Raw genomic sequence first — 15,148 nt, 5'->3', positions numbered from 1 at the left:
CAGGTGCGCGAGTTCTCCGTACCACCGGTCGTCACGGTCGGTGATGCCGCCAACCTGACCGATCCGGTCTGGGACAACGCCGAGACCGCACCGGACGCGGTCCAGTTCACCCGGCCCGGACCCCACGGGCTGCAGGAGGTGACCTGCCGGGAGTTCCGCGACGAGGTGGTGGCGGTCGCCTGCGGCCTGATCGGCGCGGGAATCAACGCCGGCGACCGGGTCGGTCTGATGAGCCGGACGCGGTACGAGTGGACGCTGCTCGACTACGCGATCTGGTCGATCGGCGCGGTGACCGTGCCGGTGTACGAGACGTCCAGCGCCGAACAGGTCAGCTGGATCCTGGCCGACTCCGGGGCAGTCGCCTGCGTGCTGGAGACCAACGGGCACGCGATCACCCTGGCCTCGGTCCGCGACCGGCTGCCCGCGCTACGCGAGGTGTGGCAGCTGGAAACCGGCGGTCTCGACGAGATCCTGGCCCGGGGCGGGACCGTCGACCCCGCCCAGGTGCAGCTCCGCCGCCAGCAGATGACCTCCACCGACATCGCCACGATCATCTACACCAGTGGAACCACCGGACGGCCGAAGGGCTGTGTGCTCAGCCACCGGAACATGTACGCCGACATCGCCAACGCGATCCCCGGTCTGCCGAACCTGTTCCACGAGGGCGCGTCGACTCTGTTGTTCCTGCCGCTGGCGCACTCGTTCGCCCGGCTGATCCAGATCGGCGCGGTGCACGCCCGGGCCACCATGACTCACGCCGCCGACCCGAAGAACCTGGTCGACGACCTGGCCAGCGTCCGCCCGACTTTCGTGTTGTCCGTACCCCGGGTCTTCGAGAAGGTCTACAACGCGGCCCGGCAGCGCGCCTACGACGGCGGCAAGGGCGCCATCTTCGACCGGGCCGACCAGGTGGCCGTCGCCTACAGCGAGGCACTGGACACTCCCGGCGGGCCGGGGCTCGGGCTGCGCACCCGGCACGCGGTGTTCGACCGGCTGGTCTACCGGAGGCTGCGGGCCGCGCTCGGCGGCCGGTGCCGCACCGCGATCTCCGGTGGCGCCCCGCTGGGCGCCCGGTTGGCGCACTTCTTCCGCGGCGTCGGGGTGACCGTCTACGAGGGGTACGGGCTGACCGAGACCTCACCGGCGGTGTCGGTCAACCTGCAGCACGCGATCCGGATCGGCACCGTCGGCCGGCCGCTGCCCGGCGTCAGCGTCCGGATCGCCGACGACGGCGAGGTACTGATCAGCGGCGACCTGGTGTTCCAGGGGTACTGGAACAACCGGCAGCAGACCGATGAGGTGCTCACCGACGACGGCTGGTTCCGCAGTGGCGACCTCGGCCGGCTCGACGACGACGGATTCCTGACCATCACCGGGCGCAAGAAGGAGCTGATCGTCACCGCCGGCGGCAAGAACGTCGCGCCCGCCGTGCTGGAGGACCAGTTGCGCGCCCACCCGCTGGTCAGCCAGTGCGTGGTGGTCGGCGACCGACGGCCGTTCATCGCCGCGCTGCTCACCGTCGACGAGGACGCCTGGCCGGGCTGGCTGGAACGCAACGGTCACCCGGCCGGTCGCACCGTCGCCGACCTGCGCGACGATCCGACGCTGCTGGCCGAACTCCAGCAGGCCGTGGACGAGGCGAACCGCGCCGTCTCGGCCGCCGAATCGATCCGGCGGTTCCGGGTGCTGGCCCGGGACTTCACCGAGGCGAGCGGCGAGTTGACCCCGTCGCTGAAGGTGAAACGGGCGGTGGTGCACGCCAACTACGAAGCCGAGATCGCCGAAATCTACGGGGGCTGACTACCATCCGTCACGTGTCCGCACCGACATCCGACGCGCCCCGTCCGCATCCACTCGCCGCGGTGGCGCGCCTGGTCATGCTCGCGCTCGTCGCGGTGCTGACCCTGGTCACCACCCGGGACCTCGGCGAACTGCGCTGGGTGGCGCTGCTGGCGATCGCCGGCGCCCCGGCGGTGCTCGTTCCCCGCCATCCGGTCCTCGCCGTACTCGGCCGCCTCGCCGAGGTCGTCATCGTCGGTCTGGCGACGAGCGAGGTGGCCGCCGCCGCCACCCTGCGCGGCTCCATCGGTGCCGGGCTGGGCGCCTCGGCGATGCTGCCGTACCTGTCGGTGCCGTTGACGGTGGCGGTGCTGCAACGGCGGACCCGCGAGGCGACCGCGCTGCTCGGCGTCACCGCGCTCACCCTGGCCCTCAGCGGGTGGTTCACCACGATCGACGGCCGACCGCAGCTGGCCCAGCTCGGCTACGTCGCGGTCTGTACGCAGTGGCTGATCCTGGCCAGCCTCGGCATCCTGGCCGCCGGCACCCTGCAGCAGGTGATGCAGGCCCGTGGGGAGAGCAAGCCGGCCCCGTACGCGGAAGCCACCCGGTTGCTCACCCAGCTGCGCAGCGTCGCGCGGCAGCTGCCCGGTGCCACACTCGACCCCGGCAGCATCTCCGAGCATCTGATCGAGGAACTGCGGGCGGTGGCGCCGACCGGTCGCACTGCGGTGCTCTCCGGCAGCGGTGGGGGGCGGCTGGTGGTGCTCGCCCAGGCCGGTCTGGATCGGGTCGACTGGGAGACGACCCTGGATGCCGATTCGGCCATCGCCGACGCCTGGGCCAGCCAACTGCCGCAGACCGCGGCCCGATCGCAGGCCCGGTCGCATCCTGGCGGTGACGTGTCGGCGCTGGTGGTGCCGCTGGTCGCCGGGGTGCGCACGGTCGGTCTGGTGATTTTGGAGACGGACAGCGCCAACGCCTACCCACCGCCGGTGGTCGGCCGGATCACCGCGTTGACCCGCCCGGCGGCGCTGCGGCTGGAGGCCGCGCTGCTGTTCGACGAGGTCCGGTCGCTGGCCACGAACGAGGAACGGCAACGGCTGGCCCGGGAGATCCACGACGGGGTGGCTCAGGAGCTGGTGATGGTCGGCTACGGCATCGACAACGCCCTGGCCACCCTGCCGGAGGGCAGTGACGAGACCGCCGAGGACCTACGGACGCTGCGCGGCGAGGTCACCCGGGTGATCACCGAGCTTCGGCTGAGCCTGTTCGAGCTGCGCAGTGAGGTGGACCGGCACGGCGGGCTGGCGGCCGCGATCGCCGAGTACGCCCGTACCGTCGGATCGTCCGGCCGGTTGCGGGTGCATCTGTCGCTGGACGAGTCCGGGGCCCGGCTGCCAGCGGCCACCGAGGCGGAACTGCTGCGCATCGCGCAGGAGGCGATTACCAATGCGCGCAAGCATGCCGGTGCCGCGAATCTGTGGGTCACGTGTGACATTGACCCGCCGTACGCGCAAATAGAAGTGTCGGATGACGGTCAGGGGATCGCGGACCAGCGTCCGGATGGGCGGTACGGTCTTGCGATCATGGCAGAGAGAGCGGAACGTATCCGGGGCCGGTTGGAGATCAGGCCACGACACCCGAGCGGAACGACCGTGGCAGTGGTGCTCGGAACCTCGCCCCGGCGCGATAGCGTGCGCGATAGCGTGACAGCACCAGAAGGGGAGTAGCCACAGCATGACCACCAGCCCCACACCGACCACCCGGACCAAGGTCCTGCTTGTCGATGATCACGACCTCATCCGGAAGGGCCTGCGGCACGCTTTCGAGCGCGACCGCCAGTTCGAGGTCGTCGGTGAGGCCGCGACGGCGGCCGAGGGTGTACGCCAGGCGGGCGCCCTGCAACCAGATGTTGTGATCATGGACCTGCGGCTGCCGGACGGCAGCGGCCTCGAAGCGACCCGGGCGCTGCGCAAGTCCAGCTCCACGATGGGCATCGTGGTGTTGACCATGTACGCCGGCGACGACCAGCTGTTCGGCGCGCTCGAGGCAGGGGCCAGCGCGTTCGTGCCGAAGACCGCACCGGCGGACGAGGTGGTCGCGGCGGCCCGGCACGCGGCCTCCTCGCCGAGCGCGTTCACCGCGGCTGACCTGGCCGAGGCGATGAAACGCCGGCTCGCGCCGTCCGGACCGCAACTGTCCCCCCGGGAAGGCCAGGTGCTGCGCCTGCTCGCCGACGGGATGAGCGTGGCCGGGATCGCCAAGCAGTTGTTCGTCAGCGAGTCGACGGCGAAGACGCACATTTCCAAGTTGTACGAGAAGCTCGGCGCGGCGAACCGGGCCCAGGCGCTGATGACGGCGCTACGCCTCGGTCTGCTCGAGGCGCCGGACGCTCCAAAGTTCTGACCTGGTCACGTGGTGCCGGCGACGGGTGGGCCGGCCCACGTCGACCACGGCGAGTCTGCTCGGTGCGGGCGGGAACCGCACGGTTCGGACGCTCTGGATGCCCGGGCACGCAGCGGGCACAATGGCTAGCGCCACCAGCCAGCCAGCAAACGGCCAGAAATGGACAAAAGGGGCGAAAATGGATCGGCCGCACTGGGCACCGGAGAGCATCGACGTCGAGCGGCCGAGCGTCGCCCGAATGTACGACTACTACCTCGGCGGCTCACACAACTTCGCCGCCGATCGGGCCGCCGCCCAGGCGATGATCACGGCCGTTCCCGATGCCCCGTTGATGGCCCAGGCGAACCGGGCCTTCATGCGCCGCGTCGTGCAATTCCTCGTCCAGTCGGGAATCCGGCAGTTCCTTGACATCGGCTCCGGTATCCCCACCGTGGGCAACGTACACGAGATCGCCCAACGGCTGGCACCGGAATCGAAGGTCGCCTACGTGGACGTCGATCCGGTCGCCGTCGCACACAGCCGGGAGATCCTCGCCGGCAACGACCGGACCACGATCCTGCAGGAGGACCTGCGCAACCCGGAACGGATCCTGCACGATCCCCAGGTGCGCAAGCTACTCGACTTCGACCAGCCGGTCGCGGTGCTGATCGTCGCGGTGCTGCATTTCGTGCCGGACTCCGACGACCCCGCCGGGATCCTGGCCGAGCTGCGCGCCGCCCTCGCGCCCGGCAGCCATCTGGTCCTGTCGCAGGCCAGCGACGACGGCCGCAGCGACGAGGAACGCCGCGAGGCGGACCAGATCTACCGGCGCACCGACAACCCGCTCAACATCCGGTCGCGGGCCGCGCTGACCAGCTTCTTCGACGGGTTCGACCTGCTACCGCCGGGCGTGGTCTGGGTGCCGCAGTGGCGCCCCGAGTCTCCCGAGGCGGCCGAGGACGCCGAGCGTGCCGTCTTCATGGGCGGGGTAGGCCGACTCGGTGGCTGAGCAGTCCGGGCCGGCCGCCGATCCGCCCGGTGGACGGCCACCGGGCGTCGCCACCGTCGCTCGGGCCTGGGCCAAGGCGGTCACCGGGACCAGCTACCTGCCGCTGACCCAGGCCCAGCTGGAGGCGTTTCTCGGCGACCTGACCGTACGGCTCGTCACGGCGCTGCGCGCCGAGCCGTTCACCGTCCGGGTCGGCTACCAGGTCGGGTCGGAACTGGTCGCCGCGCACATCGCCTCGGCGGAAGGGCTCGGCCGCACCATTGAGGTACTCGACCTGCGACTACTGCGCGACCTGGACATCGACGACCCCGACATGCCGGACCGGATGGCACGGCTGCTCGGCGGTATCGCCACCGGCTACACCCGGGCGCTGCGCGACCGCACCCTGGACGAACAGGAGACCATCCGCCGCGCGGCGTTGGTCGCCCGGGAGCAGGCCGAGATCGCGCTGCGGGAGAGCGAGGCCCGATACCGGCACCGGGCCACCCACGACCCGCTCACCGACCTGCCCAACCGGAGCCTGTTCACCCAGCGGCTGGACGACGTGTTCAGCAAGGCCGGGCGTACCGGCGGGGACGGACGCCGACTCGGCGTCTGCTTCGTCGACCTCGACGGCTTCAAGATCGTCAACGACACCCTCGGCCACCACATCGGGGACCTGCTGTTGATCTCCGTCGCCGAGCGGCTGCGCCGTGGCGTCGGCGAACACCTGGTGGCCCGCATCGGTGGCGACGAATTCGTCATCCTGGTCGCCGACACCACCTGCACCGACGACGTGCTCAAGGTCGCCGAGGCCGCGCTCGCCGCGATCGGCGAACCGGTCGTCGTCGACGGCCACGAGCTGACCGTGACCGCCAGCATCGGCATCGTGGAGCGCACGGTCGCAGGCACCACCCCGAGCGAGGTGATGCGGGCCGCCGACGTCACCCTGCACTGGGCGAAATCGGCGGGCAAGGGCCGGTGGGCGCTGTTCGATCCAGTGCGCAACGACCACCAGCTGGCCCGGTACGCGCTGTCCGCGGCGATGCCCGCCGCTCTCGACCGGGGCGAGTTCTTCCTGGACTACCAGCCGCTGGTCGCGCTCGCCGGCGGCGCGCTGCTCGGCGTCGAGGCGCTGGTCCGCTGGCGGCACCCGACGATGGGGGTACTCGGTCCGGACCGGTTCATCTCCCTCGCCGAGGACTCCGGGCTGATCGTCCGGCTCGGGTCATGGGTGCTGGCCGAAGCCTGCCGGGAGGCCCGGCGCTGGCTGGACCGCAGCGCGAACGCCCCGTTCGTCAGCGTCAACCTGGCTGTCCGGCAGGTCAACGACCCCGGTCTGGTCCGGCACGTGACCGAGGTGCTCGCCGACACCCGGCTACCGGCCGGCCGGCTGCAGCTGGAGATCACCGAGAGCGCCCTGATGAGCACCGCCGACGGACCGGTCCGCACCCTGCGCGAGCTGGCCGATCTGGGCGTACGGATCGCCATCGACGACTTCGGGACGGGCTACTCCAACCTGTCCTACCTCCGCTCGCTGCCGGTGCAGGAGCTGAAGCTGGCCGGCAAGTTCGTCGAAGGACTCCGTGCCCCGGCGGGCACCGACCGGACCGACGAGAGCATCCTGCTCACCCTGGTGACGCTGGCCCACACGCTGCGGCTGACGGTCACCGCCGAAGGAGTGGAGACCGCGGGGCAGGCCGAGCGGCTCCGGGCGATCGGCTGCGACGCCGCCCAGGGCTGGCATTTCGGCCGTCCCGGACCAGCCGACGGGATCACCGAACGACTCGGCTGACGCCGCAAGCAGCCCGCCACCGCAGGAGGGCCAGGCGACGCCGCCGGGGGTCACGCCGCTCAACCGGCCAGCAGCGACGCCATCCGCTGCGCCTGGGTGTCCCACCGCCACTCACGCTCCACCCAGGCCCGACCGGCGGCGCCCATCCGCCGGGCCAGCTCCCGGTCGGTCAGCAGGCCCACCAGCCGGTCGGCCAGCTGGCTCGGGTCCCGGCCGTTCACGACGTACCCGGTCTCGCCGTCGCGGACCGCATCCGGCGCGCCGCCGGAAGACCCGGCCACCACCGGCAGCCCGGTCGCCGATCCTTCCAGGTAGACGATACCCAGGCCTTCCACGTCGAGCCCGCCGCGACGGGTGCGGCAGGGCATCGCGTACACGTCCCCGGCGGCGTAGTGCGCCGGCAGCTCCGCCCAGGGCACCGCCCCGGTGAAGGTGACGTCGTCGGCCACCCCGGCGCGCCGGGCGAGCCGTTGCAACCGGCTGCGGTCCGGGCCACCGCCGACGATCAGCAACGCGGCGCCCGGCACCCGACGCCGTACCAGCGGCCAGGCCCGGATCAACGTGTCCTGACCCTTGCGGGGCACCAGCCGGGACACGCAGACCACCACCGGCCGGTCCGACAACCGGTGCCGGCGGCGCACCTCGCCGCCGTCGACGCCCGGATGGTAGGCATCGGTGTCCACCCCCGGGGCGAGCCGACGCAGCTCGGTCAGCCCGCCGACCGCGCGGTCCAGCCGCACCCGGGTGTACTCGCCCAGGTAGGTCACCACGTCGGAGGCGCGGGCGATCCGGCGCAGCATCGACCTCGCGCCGGGCAGCGCGGCCCACCCCACCTCGTGCCCGTGGGTCAAAGCCACCGCCCGGCTGATCCCGGCCCGTCGACGCAGGCCGCCGGCGAGCAGCCCGAGCGGCGCGGCCGCGCCGAACCAGACCGTGTCGCAGCTCCGGGCCCGCGCCAGGGCGGCGGTCTGCCGGGCCACCGCCGGTGTGGGCAGCAGCATGCCGGTCGGGTTACGGACCACCTCGAACGGCTGGTCGGCGTCGAACCGCTCGGCACCGTCGTAGCTCGACGCGTAGACCACGATGGTCTGCGCGGGCTGCCGCAGCGCCAGATTGTGCACGAACGACTGGATGCCGCCGGGTCGTGGCGGGAAGTCGTTGGTGACCAGCAGGGTACGGCTCATCGGCCCGCCCGGTCGGCGTACCTGCGGGCCGCCGCGATCCGTTCCACGGTCGACGGGTGCGTGGCGGAGTAGAGGTACTCCCAGCGGGGCGGATCCGGATCGGCGAGATTGATCGCGGACAGCCGGCGGTGCACCGCTGCGTACGCCGCCGGATCACCGTGCAGCGCCAGCGCGTGCGCGTCGGCGCGGACCTCGACCCGGCGCGACACCAGCGCCTGCACCGGTGTCGCCACCAGGCCGACCAGCGTGACCACCGCCAGCAGCAGGGCGATCGCCCGCGGCTCGGCGATGTCGGCGACGCCGGCCGCCCGCAGCACCGGCCGCCAGCCGCCGAGCAGGTACAGCCCGACCACGGCTGCGGCGGCACCGAGCGCGCCCAATCCGGTGCCGGTCAGCACGTCGCGCGCGCGGGCGTGGCCCAGCTCGTGGGCGACCACGGCGGCCAGCTCCGCCGGGGGCGCCTCGCGCAGCAAATTGTCGTAGACGACGATCCGCCGGGTGGGACCGAACCCGGACACGTAGGCGTTGACCGCGCGGGTACGCCGGGACGCGTCGGCGACCAGCACGTCCCGCACCGGGACACCGTCGCGTTCGGCCAGCTCCAGCAGCTGCGTGCGCACCGGACCGTCCGGCATCGGGGTGAACTTGTTGAACACCGGCTCGACCAGCACCGGCAGGACGAACGACAGCAGCACCACCAGGGCGGCCGCGCCGGTCGCGGCCAGCGCCCACCACCAGCGGGGGGCGAGCCGGACGACGGTGTAGAAGCCGAGCAGGGCCACCGTCGCGATGACCGCGCCGACCGCGTACGACCGGACCAGGTCCAGTCCCCAGCCGGCCCAGCCCTGGGTGGCCAGCCCGTGCTCGGTCAGGATCCGGTGCCGCCAGGCGGCGAACGGCAGGGTCAGCAGGTCGGCCAGGAACACCACGAGCAGCCCACCGAGCAGCGCCTGGGCGACCCAGTGGTCGCCGAACGGCCGGCCGGCGACCGCCACCAGCCGGGCACCGACCGGGGTGAATCCGAGCAGCAGCGCCGCCAGCAGGCCGGCCAGCATCGCGCCGTAGCGCCCCGGGCGCAACGCCGCCCGCAGGGCCCGCCCCCGCTCGACCTGGTCGACGGGCAGCTCACGCAGGGCGGCGAGCTGGTCGGCGCGGGGCACCGGCGGCCGGTGCCACGGCACCAGCACGGCCGCTGCGACGACGACCGCCACCACCAGGACGACGAAGGTGACCAGCGCCCATGCGCGAGGCGTCATCAGGCTCCTCTCGCCGGCCGGTCGCCCGACCATCCTAGGTGTGCCGGCGCGGTCCCGGTCCGCGCTCGGGCGACAGACCGCATCCTGTCAGGCGGACCGGTCGATCCCTCAGGCGACCTGTCTTCGGGACCGGGGCCGGCGCTGCCGGCGGCCGCGCGCCGCATCCGTCGGCCCGCCGAGCACCTCGACGTCGAACCCGGCGCGCGCGAACACCTCGATTGCGTACCGCTCGCCGGCGTCCAGGTGGGCCACCGCGTCCGGGCTGTCGATCAGGGCACTGACCAGGCAACCCCGGCAGCTCGGGCCGCGCTCGACGGCGCAGGTGTCACAGTCGATCAGCATGGTCGTCTCCTCACGTGGCGGTGCGGTCGAACGGTCGGCCGGCGGTGACCGGCCCCCGTACGACGCAGCATCGCCGACCGACCACCGCCAGTGACATCGACGATAGGCGTCAGGTACGACAGTTCCGCGCGACCGGATGTCGGGTCAGGAACGAGCCAGTCGACGCAGCAGCGAGTCGGCGCCCATCGGGTACGCGCCGTGCCGCCGGACCCCGTCGGCCACCTCCCGGTCGGAGGAGACCACCACGATCACCCGGCCGGACGGCTCGGCACGAACCAGCCGACGGATGAGTTCGTCGGCCGTCTCCCCTTTGCGGGAGAACAGCACCCGCACGCCGCGTGGGGCCGGCGGCAACCCGTGCATCCGCTCGGCGCCGTCGAAAACCACGGTCACCTCGTCCCCGGTCTGCGCGGCGATCCCACCGAGCCCGGTGATCAACCGCTTGCGTTGCTGCTCCAGCGGCATCTCACCGAAGCCCCGCTTGGTCACGTTGTAGCCGTCGACGACGAGGTGGGCCCGGGGCAGGGCGAGCAGGTCGTCCAGCCGGGCCGGGTCGTCGGTGTCGCGGGCCCGGGTCGACGTCGCCGCCGCCGGTCGGTCGGTGAACGCGTCGGCGACGTAGTCGGCCGGCAACCGGTCGGCCGGGTCCAGGGCGAGCTCCCGCCGCAGTCCCTGGGCCGCCTGCCCGATCGTCTCCAGCAGCAGCCACAGCCGGGCGTCGTCGACCGCCCGGGCCTCCTTCGCCGACTGCCGGGCGGCCCCGGCGGTCAGCTCCGCGTCGGCCAGCTTGGCGCGCAGCCGCCGCAGTTCCGCGTCGTGGTCGGCGGCGGCCCGCGCGGCGCGGCCGCGTTCGGTGGCGAGCAGCTCGTTGGCCCGCCGCTGCTGCGCCTGTGCCTCACGCAGCGTGCGGGACAGCTGCCGGGACTCCTCGCGGAGCTGGCCCAGCTCCTCGCGTACCCGGGCCAGCTCGTCGCGAAGCTTCTCCGCCTCGACCCGGGCCACGGTGCGGTCGTGTTCGGCCCGATTGGCGCGGGCCTCGGCATCGCGGATCAGCTCGGCGACGGCGGCCCGGTCGGCCTCGGCCCGGACCGCCGCACCGGCGGCGCCGACCAGCTCACGCCAGCCCGCCGGCCGCATCAGGTACGCCAGGGCGGCGACCTCGACCGGGTCCGCCGCCGCGGGTGAGACCCCTTCGCTGACCGCCGTGCCCAGCTCACCTGCCTCGGCCAGCGTGCGGGCAGCCACCCGCTGCCGCAGCGACGGATCGTTGGTGAGCGCCGCCGCGATCGCCGCGGCGCCGTAGCGGGCCCGCCGGTTCGGCGCGAACTTGGCGACCTTGCGCAGCTGGGGTGGCATCTCGTCGGTCGGGATCTCGGGCAGTGCGGCGGCGGCGAGCACGACGATGCGCGCCCGCACCGGCTCCGGCAGCACCGGCTCGGCGGGTGGACCACCGGCCGGCTGGTCGGCGGACGGGGGCAGGGCGCCGGTCGTCGGCGCCGCCCCCTCGGGACGAGCGTCGGTCGGATCCGGTGCGGCCATGCACCCCAGTCTCCCACCGGGTGGCCGCCGCGTGCCCGACAGGAAGAATGATCTCGCTGAGTCGATCGGATCGTTACCGATGGTACCCATGGGACGGCTGTGTCGTACCCACGTCCTATCGTCTGCGCCGTGGCACCGCCTCATCCCGCACCTCGACCGGCCTACACCCAGGGCTCGATCGACTCGCTGCTGTCAGCCGGGCCGGACCAGTCGCTGTCGACCGGCGCGGACCGGTCGCTGCGGGAGACCACCTTCGTCGTGCTGGATCTGGAGACCACCGGCGGCGCGCCGGACGGCGGCGGCATCACCGAGATCGGCGCGGTCAAGGTGCGCGGCGGGGAGGAGCTCGGCGTCTTCGCCACGCTGGTCAACCCGGGCCGACCGGTGCCGCCGTTCATCACCGTGCTCACCGGCATCACCGAGGCGATGCTCGTTCCCGCGCCGCCGATCGAGCAGGTGCTGCCCAGCCTGCTGGAATTTCTCGGCGGCGCGGTGCTGGTGGCACACAACGCGCCGTACGACGTGGGTTTTCTCAAGGCCGCGTGCGCCCGGCACGGCTATTCCTGGCCGGCGCCGACGGTGTTGGACACTGCGGCCCTCGCCCGCCGGGTGCTGACCCGCGACGAGGTGCCCAACCGCAAGCTCGGCACCCTCGCCGGCTACTTCCGCACCCCTCGCCGCCCCACCCACCGGGCACTTGCCGACGCCCAGGCGACCGTGGACGTGCTGCACGGGCTGATCGCCCGGCTCGGCGGGCACCAGGTGACGAGCATCGGCGACGCGGTCGAGTTCAGCCGGGCGGTCAGCGACGTCCAGCGACGCAAGCGGCACCTCGCCGACGGACTACCCCGCTCCCCCGGGGTGTACATCTTCCGGGCGGCCGACGACCGACCGCTGTACGTCGGTACCTCGGGCGACGTCGCCACCCGGGTACGCAGCTACTTCACCGCTGCCGAGCGACGGGCGCGGATGTCCGAGATGCTGGCCGCTGCGGTGCGGGTCGACGCGGTCGAATGCGCCCACCGGCTGGAGGCCGAGGTACGTGAGCTGCGGCTGATCGCCGCCCACGCGCCGCCGTACAACCGCCGGTCGAAGTTCCCGGAGCGGATGGTCTGGTTGAAGGTCACCGACGAGGTCTATCCACGGCTGTCCACGGTCCGGGCGATCTCACCGGCCGACACCACCGTACTCGGGCCGTTCGCCTCCCGCCGGGCGGCCGAGCTGGCCGCCGCCGGCATCCACGACGCGCTGCCGCTGCGTCAGTGCACCCACCGGTTGTCCACCCGGACCCGGACCCCGGCCTGCGCGCTGGCCGAGCTGGGTCGGTGTCCGGCACCGTGCGAGCACCAGATCGACCCGCAACAGTACGCCGAGCTGGCCGTCACCCCGCTGCGTACGGCCCTCGACACCGACCCGCAGCCACTGATCGACACGTTGCTCGCCCGGATCGACCGGCTCGCCGCCGGGCAGCGGTTCGAGGAGGCGGCGGTGGTCCGGGGCCGGTTGGCCGCGTTCCTGCGGGCGACCGTCCGGATGCAGCGGTTGACCGCGCTGACCCGGATCGCCGAGCTGGTCGCGGCGCGACGGGCCGGGCACGGTGGCTGGGAGCTGGCGATCGTCCGGCACGGTCGGCTCGCCGCCGCCGGCGTGTCGCCCCCACGGCAGCATCCTCGGGCCACCATCGACCTGCTGTGCGCCACCGCCGAGACGGTGCCGGCCGGGCACGGTCCGGTGCCCCGGGCCAGCGCGGCCGAGAGCGAGCGGATCCTGTCCTGGTTGGAGCCGGAACAGACCCGACTGGTCAGGGTGAGCGGGGACTGGTCCTCGCCGGTGCGCGGTGCCGGCCGATTCCACCATCTGCTGGTCAAGGCCGAGGAAGCCGCCCGGACGACGGCCGGCGTCGACGAAGCGGACCAAAGACTCGACCGATCGATCACCCGCAAGTAGCCGATCGTACTACGCTCGCTCGCTTAGGCTGTTAGAGAAGTGCAGTCCTGTCAGCCAACGCCCGATTCGTGGCGTGCGTCCGGGCGGTCGACCGGCCGGGCGATGGGTGAGGAGGTGTCTCCGCGTGGACGTCGACGCCGGTCCCGGCGCCGCCATCGGACGTTTCCTGCCCACCGCCACACCCTTGTCCGCCCGCCTGCGGGCCTGGCTGTCCTGGTCGCCCGGCGCGCCGGAACCGGTCGCCGAACTGATCCGCGTCCACCGGTCGATCCACCCGTCGGCGGACCCGGCGGTGCTGCGCCGCGGCTACCAGATCGCCGACAGCATGCACGCCGGCCAGTACCGCAAGAGCGGCGAGCCGTACATCACCCACCCGTTGGCCGTCGCGGAGATCTGCGCCGGGCTCGGCATGGACACCACCACTCTGGTGGCCGCACTGCTGCACGACACCGTCGAGGACACCACGTACGACCTGCCGACACTGGCCGCAGACTTCGGTGACGAGGTCGCCCACCTGGTCGACGGGGTGACCAAGTTCGACAAGGCGTTCTATGGCAAGGCCGCCGAGGCGGAGACCATCCGAAAGATGATCATCGCCGCGGCGAAGGACGTCCGGGTGCTGGTCATCAAACTCGCCGACCGGCTGCACAACATGCGGACCCTCGGTGTGCGCTCCCCTGCCTCCCGGGCCCGGATCGCCAAGGCGACCCTGGACGTGCTGGTCCCGCTCTGCGACCGGCTAGGCATCCAGAAACTGAAGCGGGAGCTCGACGACATCGTCCTGTTCCATCTGGAGCCGGAGGCCTACCAGCAGATCGAGGAACACCTGGCCAACCGACCGGGCTGGACGACGTACCTGGACACTGTCTGCGGACAGGCGCGGGTGTCGCTACGCCGCGAAAAGGTCACCGCCCGGGTCGCACCCCGGCCCCGGCACCGCTACTCGATCTGGAAGGACACTGTCGCCGGCGGCCACCGGGCGCCGTTCGATCTACCCCGAATCGAGGTCGTGGTCACCGGGCCGGACACCGACTGTTACGCGGCGCTCGGCGCGATCCACTGCCGCTGGCGCCCGGTACCGGGCAGGTTCAAGGACTTCATCGCGGCACCGAAGAACAACCTCTACCGCTCGCTGCACACCACCGTCATCGGCCCGGACGAACGTCCACTCGAGGTGCTGATCCGGACCGACGCGATGCACCGCTCCGCCGAGTTCGGCATCGCCGCGCCGTACCACTTCCCCAAACCCGGCCGCAGTCGTGCCGCCGCCCGCGCCGACGAGCTGGCCTGGCTCCGCAGGGCAATCGACTGGTCGCAGGAAAACATCGACGCCGACCAGTTCGTTCACTCGCTGCGCTGCGACCTGGTGGACGCGCAGATCCAGGTCTTCACCGACGGCCGCCCGATCGTGCTGCCCGCCGGGTCGACGCCGGTCGACCTCGCATACGAGCTGGATCCACGCAAAGGCGCGCACTGTCTCGCCGTACGGATCAACGGCCGACTGGCACCACTGGCCTCCGAGTTGACCGACGGCGACGTGGTCGAGATCTTCACCGAGAGCGACGACCAGCCGGCCGGGACGGCACCGACGTCAGCCGGGCCACGAAAGGAGTGGCTGGGTTTCGTCAAGTCGCCGCAGGCTCAGATGCAGATCAACCGCTGGTTCGCCGAACACTCCGAACCGGGCATCAGCATCAGCGACAAGGTACGCCTCGGCCGCGCCACCGTCAGCCTGATCCTGCGCAAACACGACCGGGCGTTGTCCAACGACAAACCACTGCGCCAGCTCGCGGAGAACCTCAAGTACCCGGACATGGAGACCCTGCTGGTCGCGGTGGTGGACCGGACCATCGAGCCCGAGGCCGTCGTCGACCAGCTCATCGCCCTGGTCGACCAGCCGGGCTGACCTGACCCGGCGCCGGCGACCGGC

General features: G+C 72.3%; 11 protein-coding genes. 7 read left to right on the top strand and 4 right to left on the bottom strand.

Going from position 1 to position 15,148, the window contains the following annotated elements; translation table 11 throughout:
* Window positions 1–3 precede the first annotated feature (3 nt).
* The 5 genes from ACFHWT_RS01670 to ACFHWT_RS01650 all read left to right on the top strand — a co-directional run bounded on the left by ACFHWT_RS01670 (window position 4) and on the right by ACFHWT_RS01650 (window position 6,950).
* Complete coding sequence (locus ACFHWT_RS01670) at window positions 4–1,800, top strand: AMP-dependent synthetase/ligase (protein WP_416592799.1); 1,797 nt, start codon at window positions 4–6, stop codon at window positions 1,798–1,800.
* Between the two features lie 71 nt (window positions 1,801–1,871).
* A complete protein-coding gene (locus ACFHWT_RS01665; RefSeq protein WP_416592897.1) occupies window positions 1,872–3,512 on the top strand; it encodes a GAF domain-containing sensor histidine kinase in 1,641 nt (546 codons plus the stop codon).
* 7 nt (window positions 3,513–3,519) lie between these two features.
* Window positions 3,520–4,188 carry a response regulator transcription factor gene (locus ACFHWT_RS01660; RefSeq protein WP_123602728.1) on the top strand — a complete coding sequence of 223 codons (669 nt, stop codon included), beginning with the start codon at window positions 3,520–3,522 and terminating at the stop codon, window positions 4,186–4,188.
* 178 nt (window positions 4,189–4,366) lie between these two features.
* Window positions 4,367–5,176 (top strand): SAM-dependent methyltransferase, encoded by an 810-nt coding sequence (locus ACFHWT_RS01655; RefSeq protein ID WP_416592798.1) that lies wholly within the window; start codon window positions 4,367–4,369, stop codon window positions 5,174–5,176.
* Window positions 5,169–6,950: a putative bifunctional diguanylate cyclase/phosphodiesterase gene (locus ACFHWT_RS01650; RefSeq protein ID WP_416592797.1), complete on the top strand. Its 1,782-nt coding sequence runs from the start codon at window positions 5,169–5,171 to the stop codon at window positions 6,948–6,950. The genes ACFHWT_RS01655 and ACFHWT_RS01650 overlap by 8 nt, the downstream gene beginning before the upstream one ends.
* A 59-nt stretch (window positions 6,951–7,009) precedes the next feature.
* Here the strand turns inward: ACFHWT_RS01650 and ACFHWT_RS01645 are convergent, their stop codons facing one another.
* From ACFHWT_RS01645 to ACFHWT_RS01630, 4 genes are all read right to left on the bottom strand, one after another.
* Window positions 7,010–8,134 (bottom strand): glycosyltransferase family 4 protein, encoded by a 1,125-nt coding sequence (locus ACFHWT_RS01645; RefSeq protein WP_416592796.1) that lies wholly within the window; start codon window positions 8,132–8,134, stop codon window positions 7,010–7,012.
* Entirely contained in the window at window positions 8,131–9,390 is a 1,260-nt protein-coding gene (locus ACFHWT_RS01640) for a M48 family metalloprotease (protein WP_416592795.1), read from the bottom strand. The genes ACFHWT_RS01645 and ACFHWT_RS01640 overlap by 4 nt, the downstream gene beginning before the upstream one ends.
* Window positions 9,391–9,498: 108 nt before the next feature.
* The gene (locus ACFHWT_RS01635; protein ID WP_416592794.1) at window positions 9,499–9,732 is read right to left on the bottom strand and encodes a hypothetical protein; all 234 of its coding nucleotides are present in this window, start codon (window positions 9,730–9,732) and stop codon (window positions 9,499–9,501) included.
* A gap of 144 nt (window positions 9,733–9,876) precedes the next feature.
* The gene (locus ACFHWT_RS01630) at window positions 9,877–11,271 is read right to left on the bottom strand and encodes an NYN domain-containing protein (RefSeq protein ID WP_416592793.1); all 1,395 of its coding nucleotides are present in this window, start codon (window positions 11,269–11,271) and stop codon (window positions 9,877–9,879) included.
* A gap of 177 nt (window positions 11,272–11,448) precedes the next feature.
* On the opposite strand from ACFHWT_RS01630, the gene ACFHWT_RS01625 reads away from it, so the two are divergent.
* Window positions 11,449–13,218 (top strand): DEDD exonuclease domain-containing protein, encoded by a 1,770-nt coding sequence (locus ACFHWT_RS01625; protein WP_416592896.1) that lies wholly within the window; start codon window positions 11,449–11,451, stop codon window positions 13,216–13,218.
* Between the two features lie 124 nt (window positions 13,219–13,342).
* Window positions 13,343–15,124 (top strand): RelA/SpoT family protein, encoded by a 1,782-nt coding sequence (locus tag ACFHWT_RS01620; protein ID WP_416592792.1) that lies wholly within the window; start codon window positions 13,343–13,345, stop codon window positions 15,122–15,124.
* Window positions 15,125–15,148 lie beyond the last annotated feature (24 nt).

This window comes from Micromonospora sp. LOL_021, from assembly GCF_048060215.1.
Taxonomy (GTDB): Bacteria; Actinomycetota; Actinomycetes; order Mycobacteriales; family Micromonosporaceae; genus Micromonospora_E.
The sequence above is the reverse complement of the archived record's forward strand: the minus strand, read 5'-3'. Positions and strand labels throughout refer to the sequence as shown.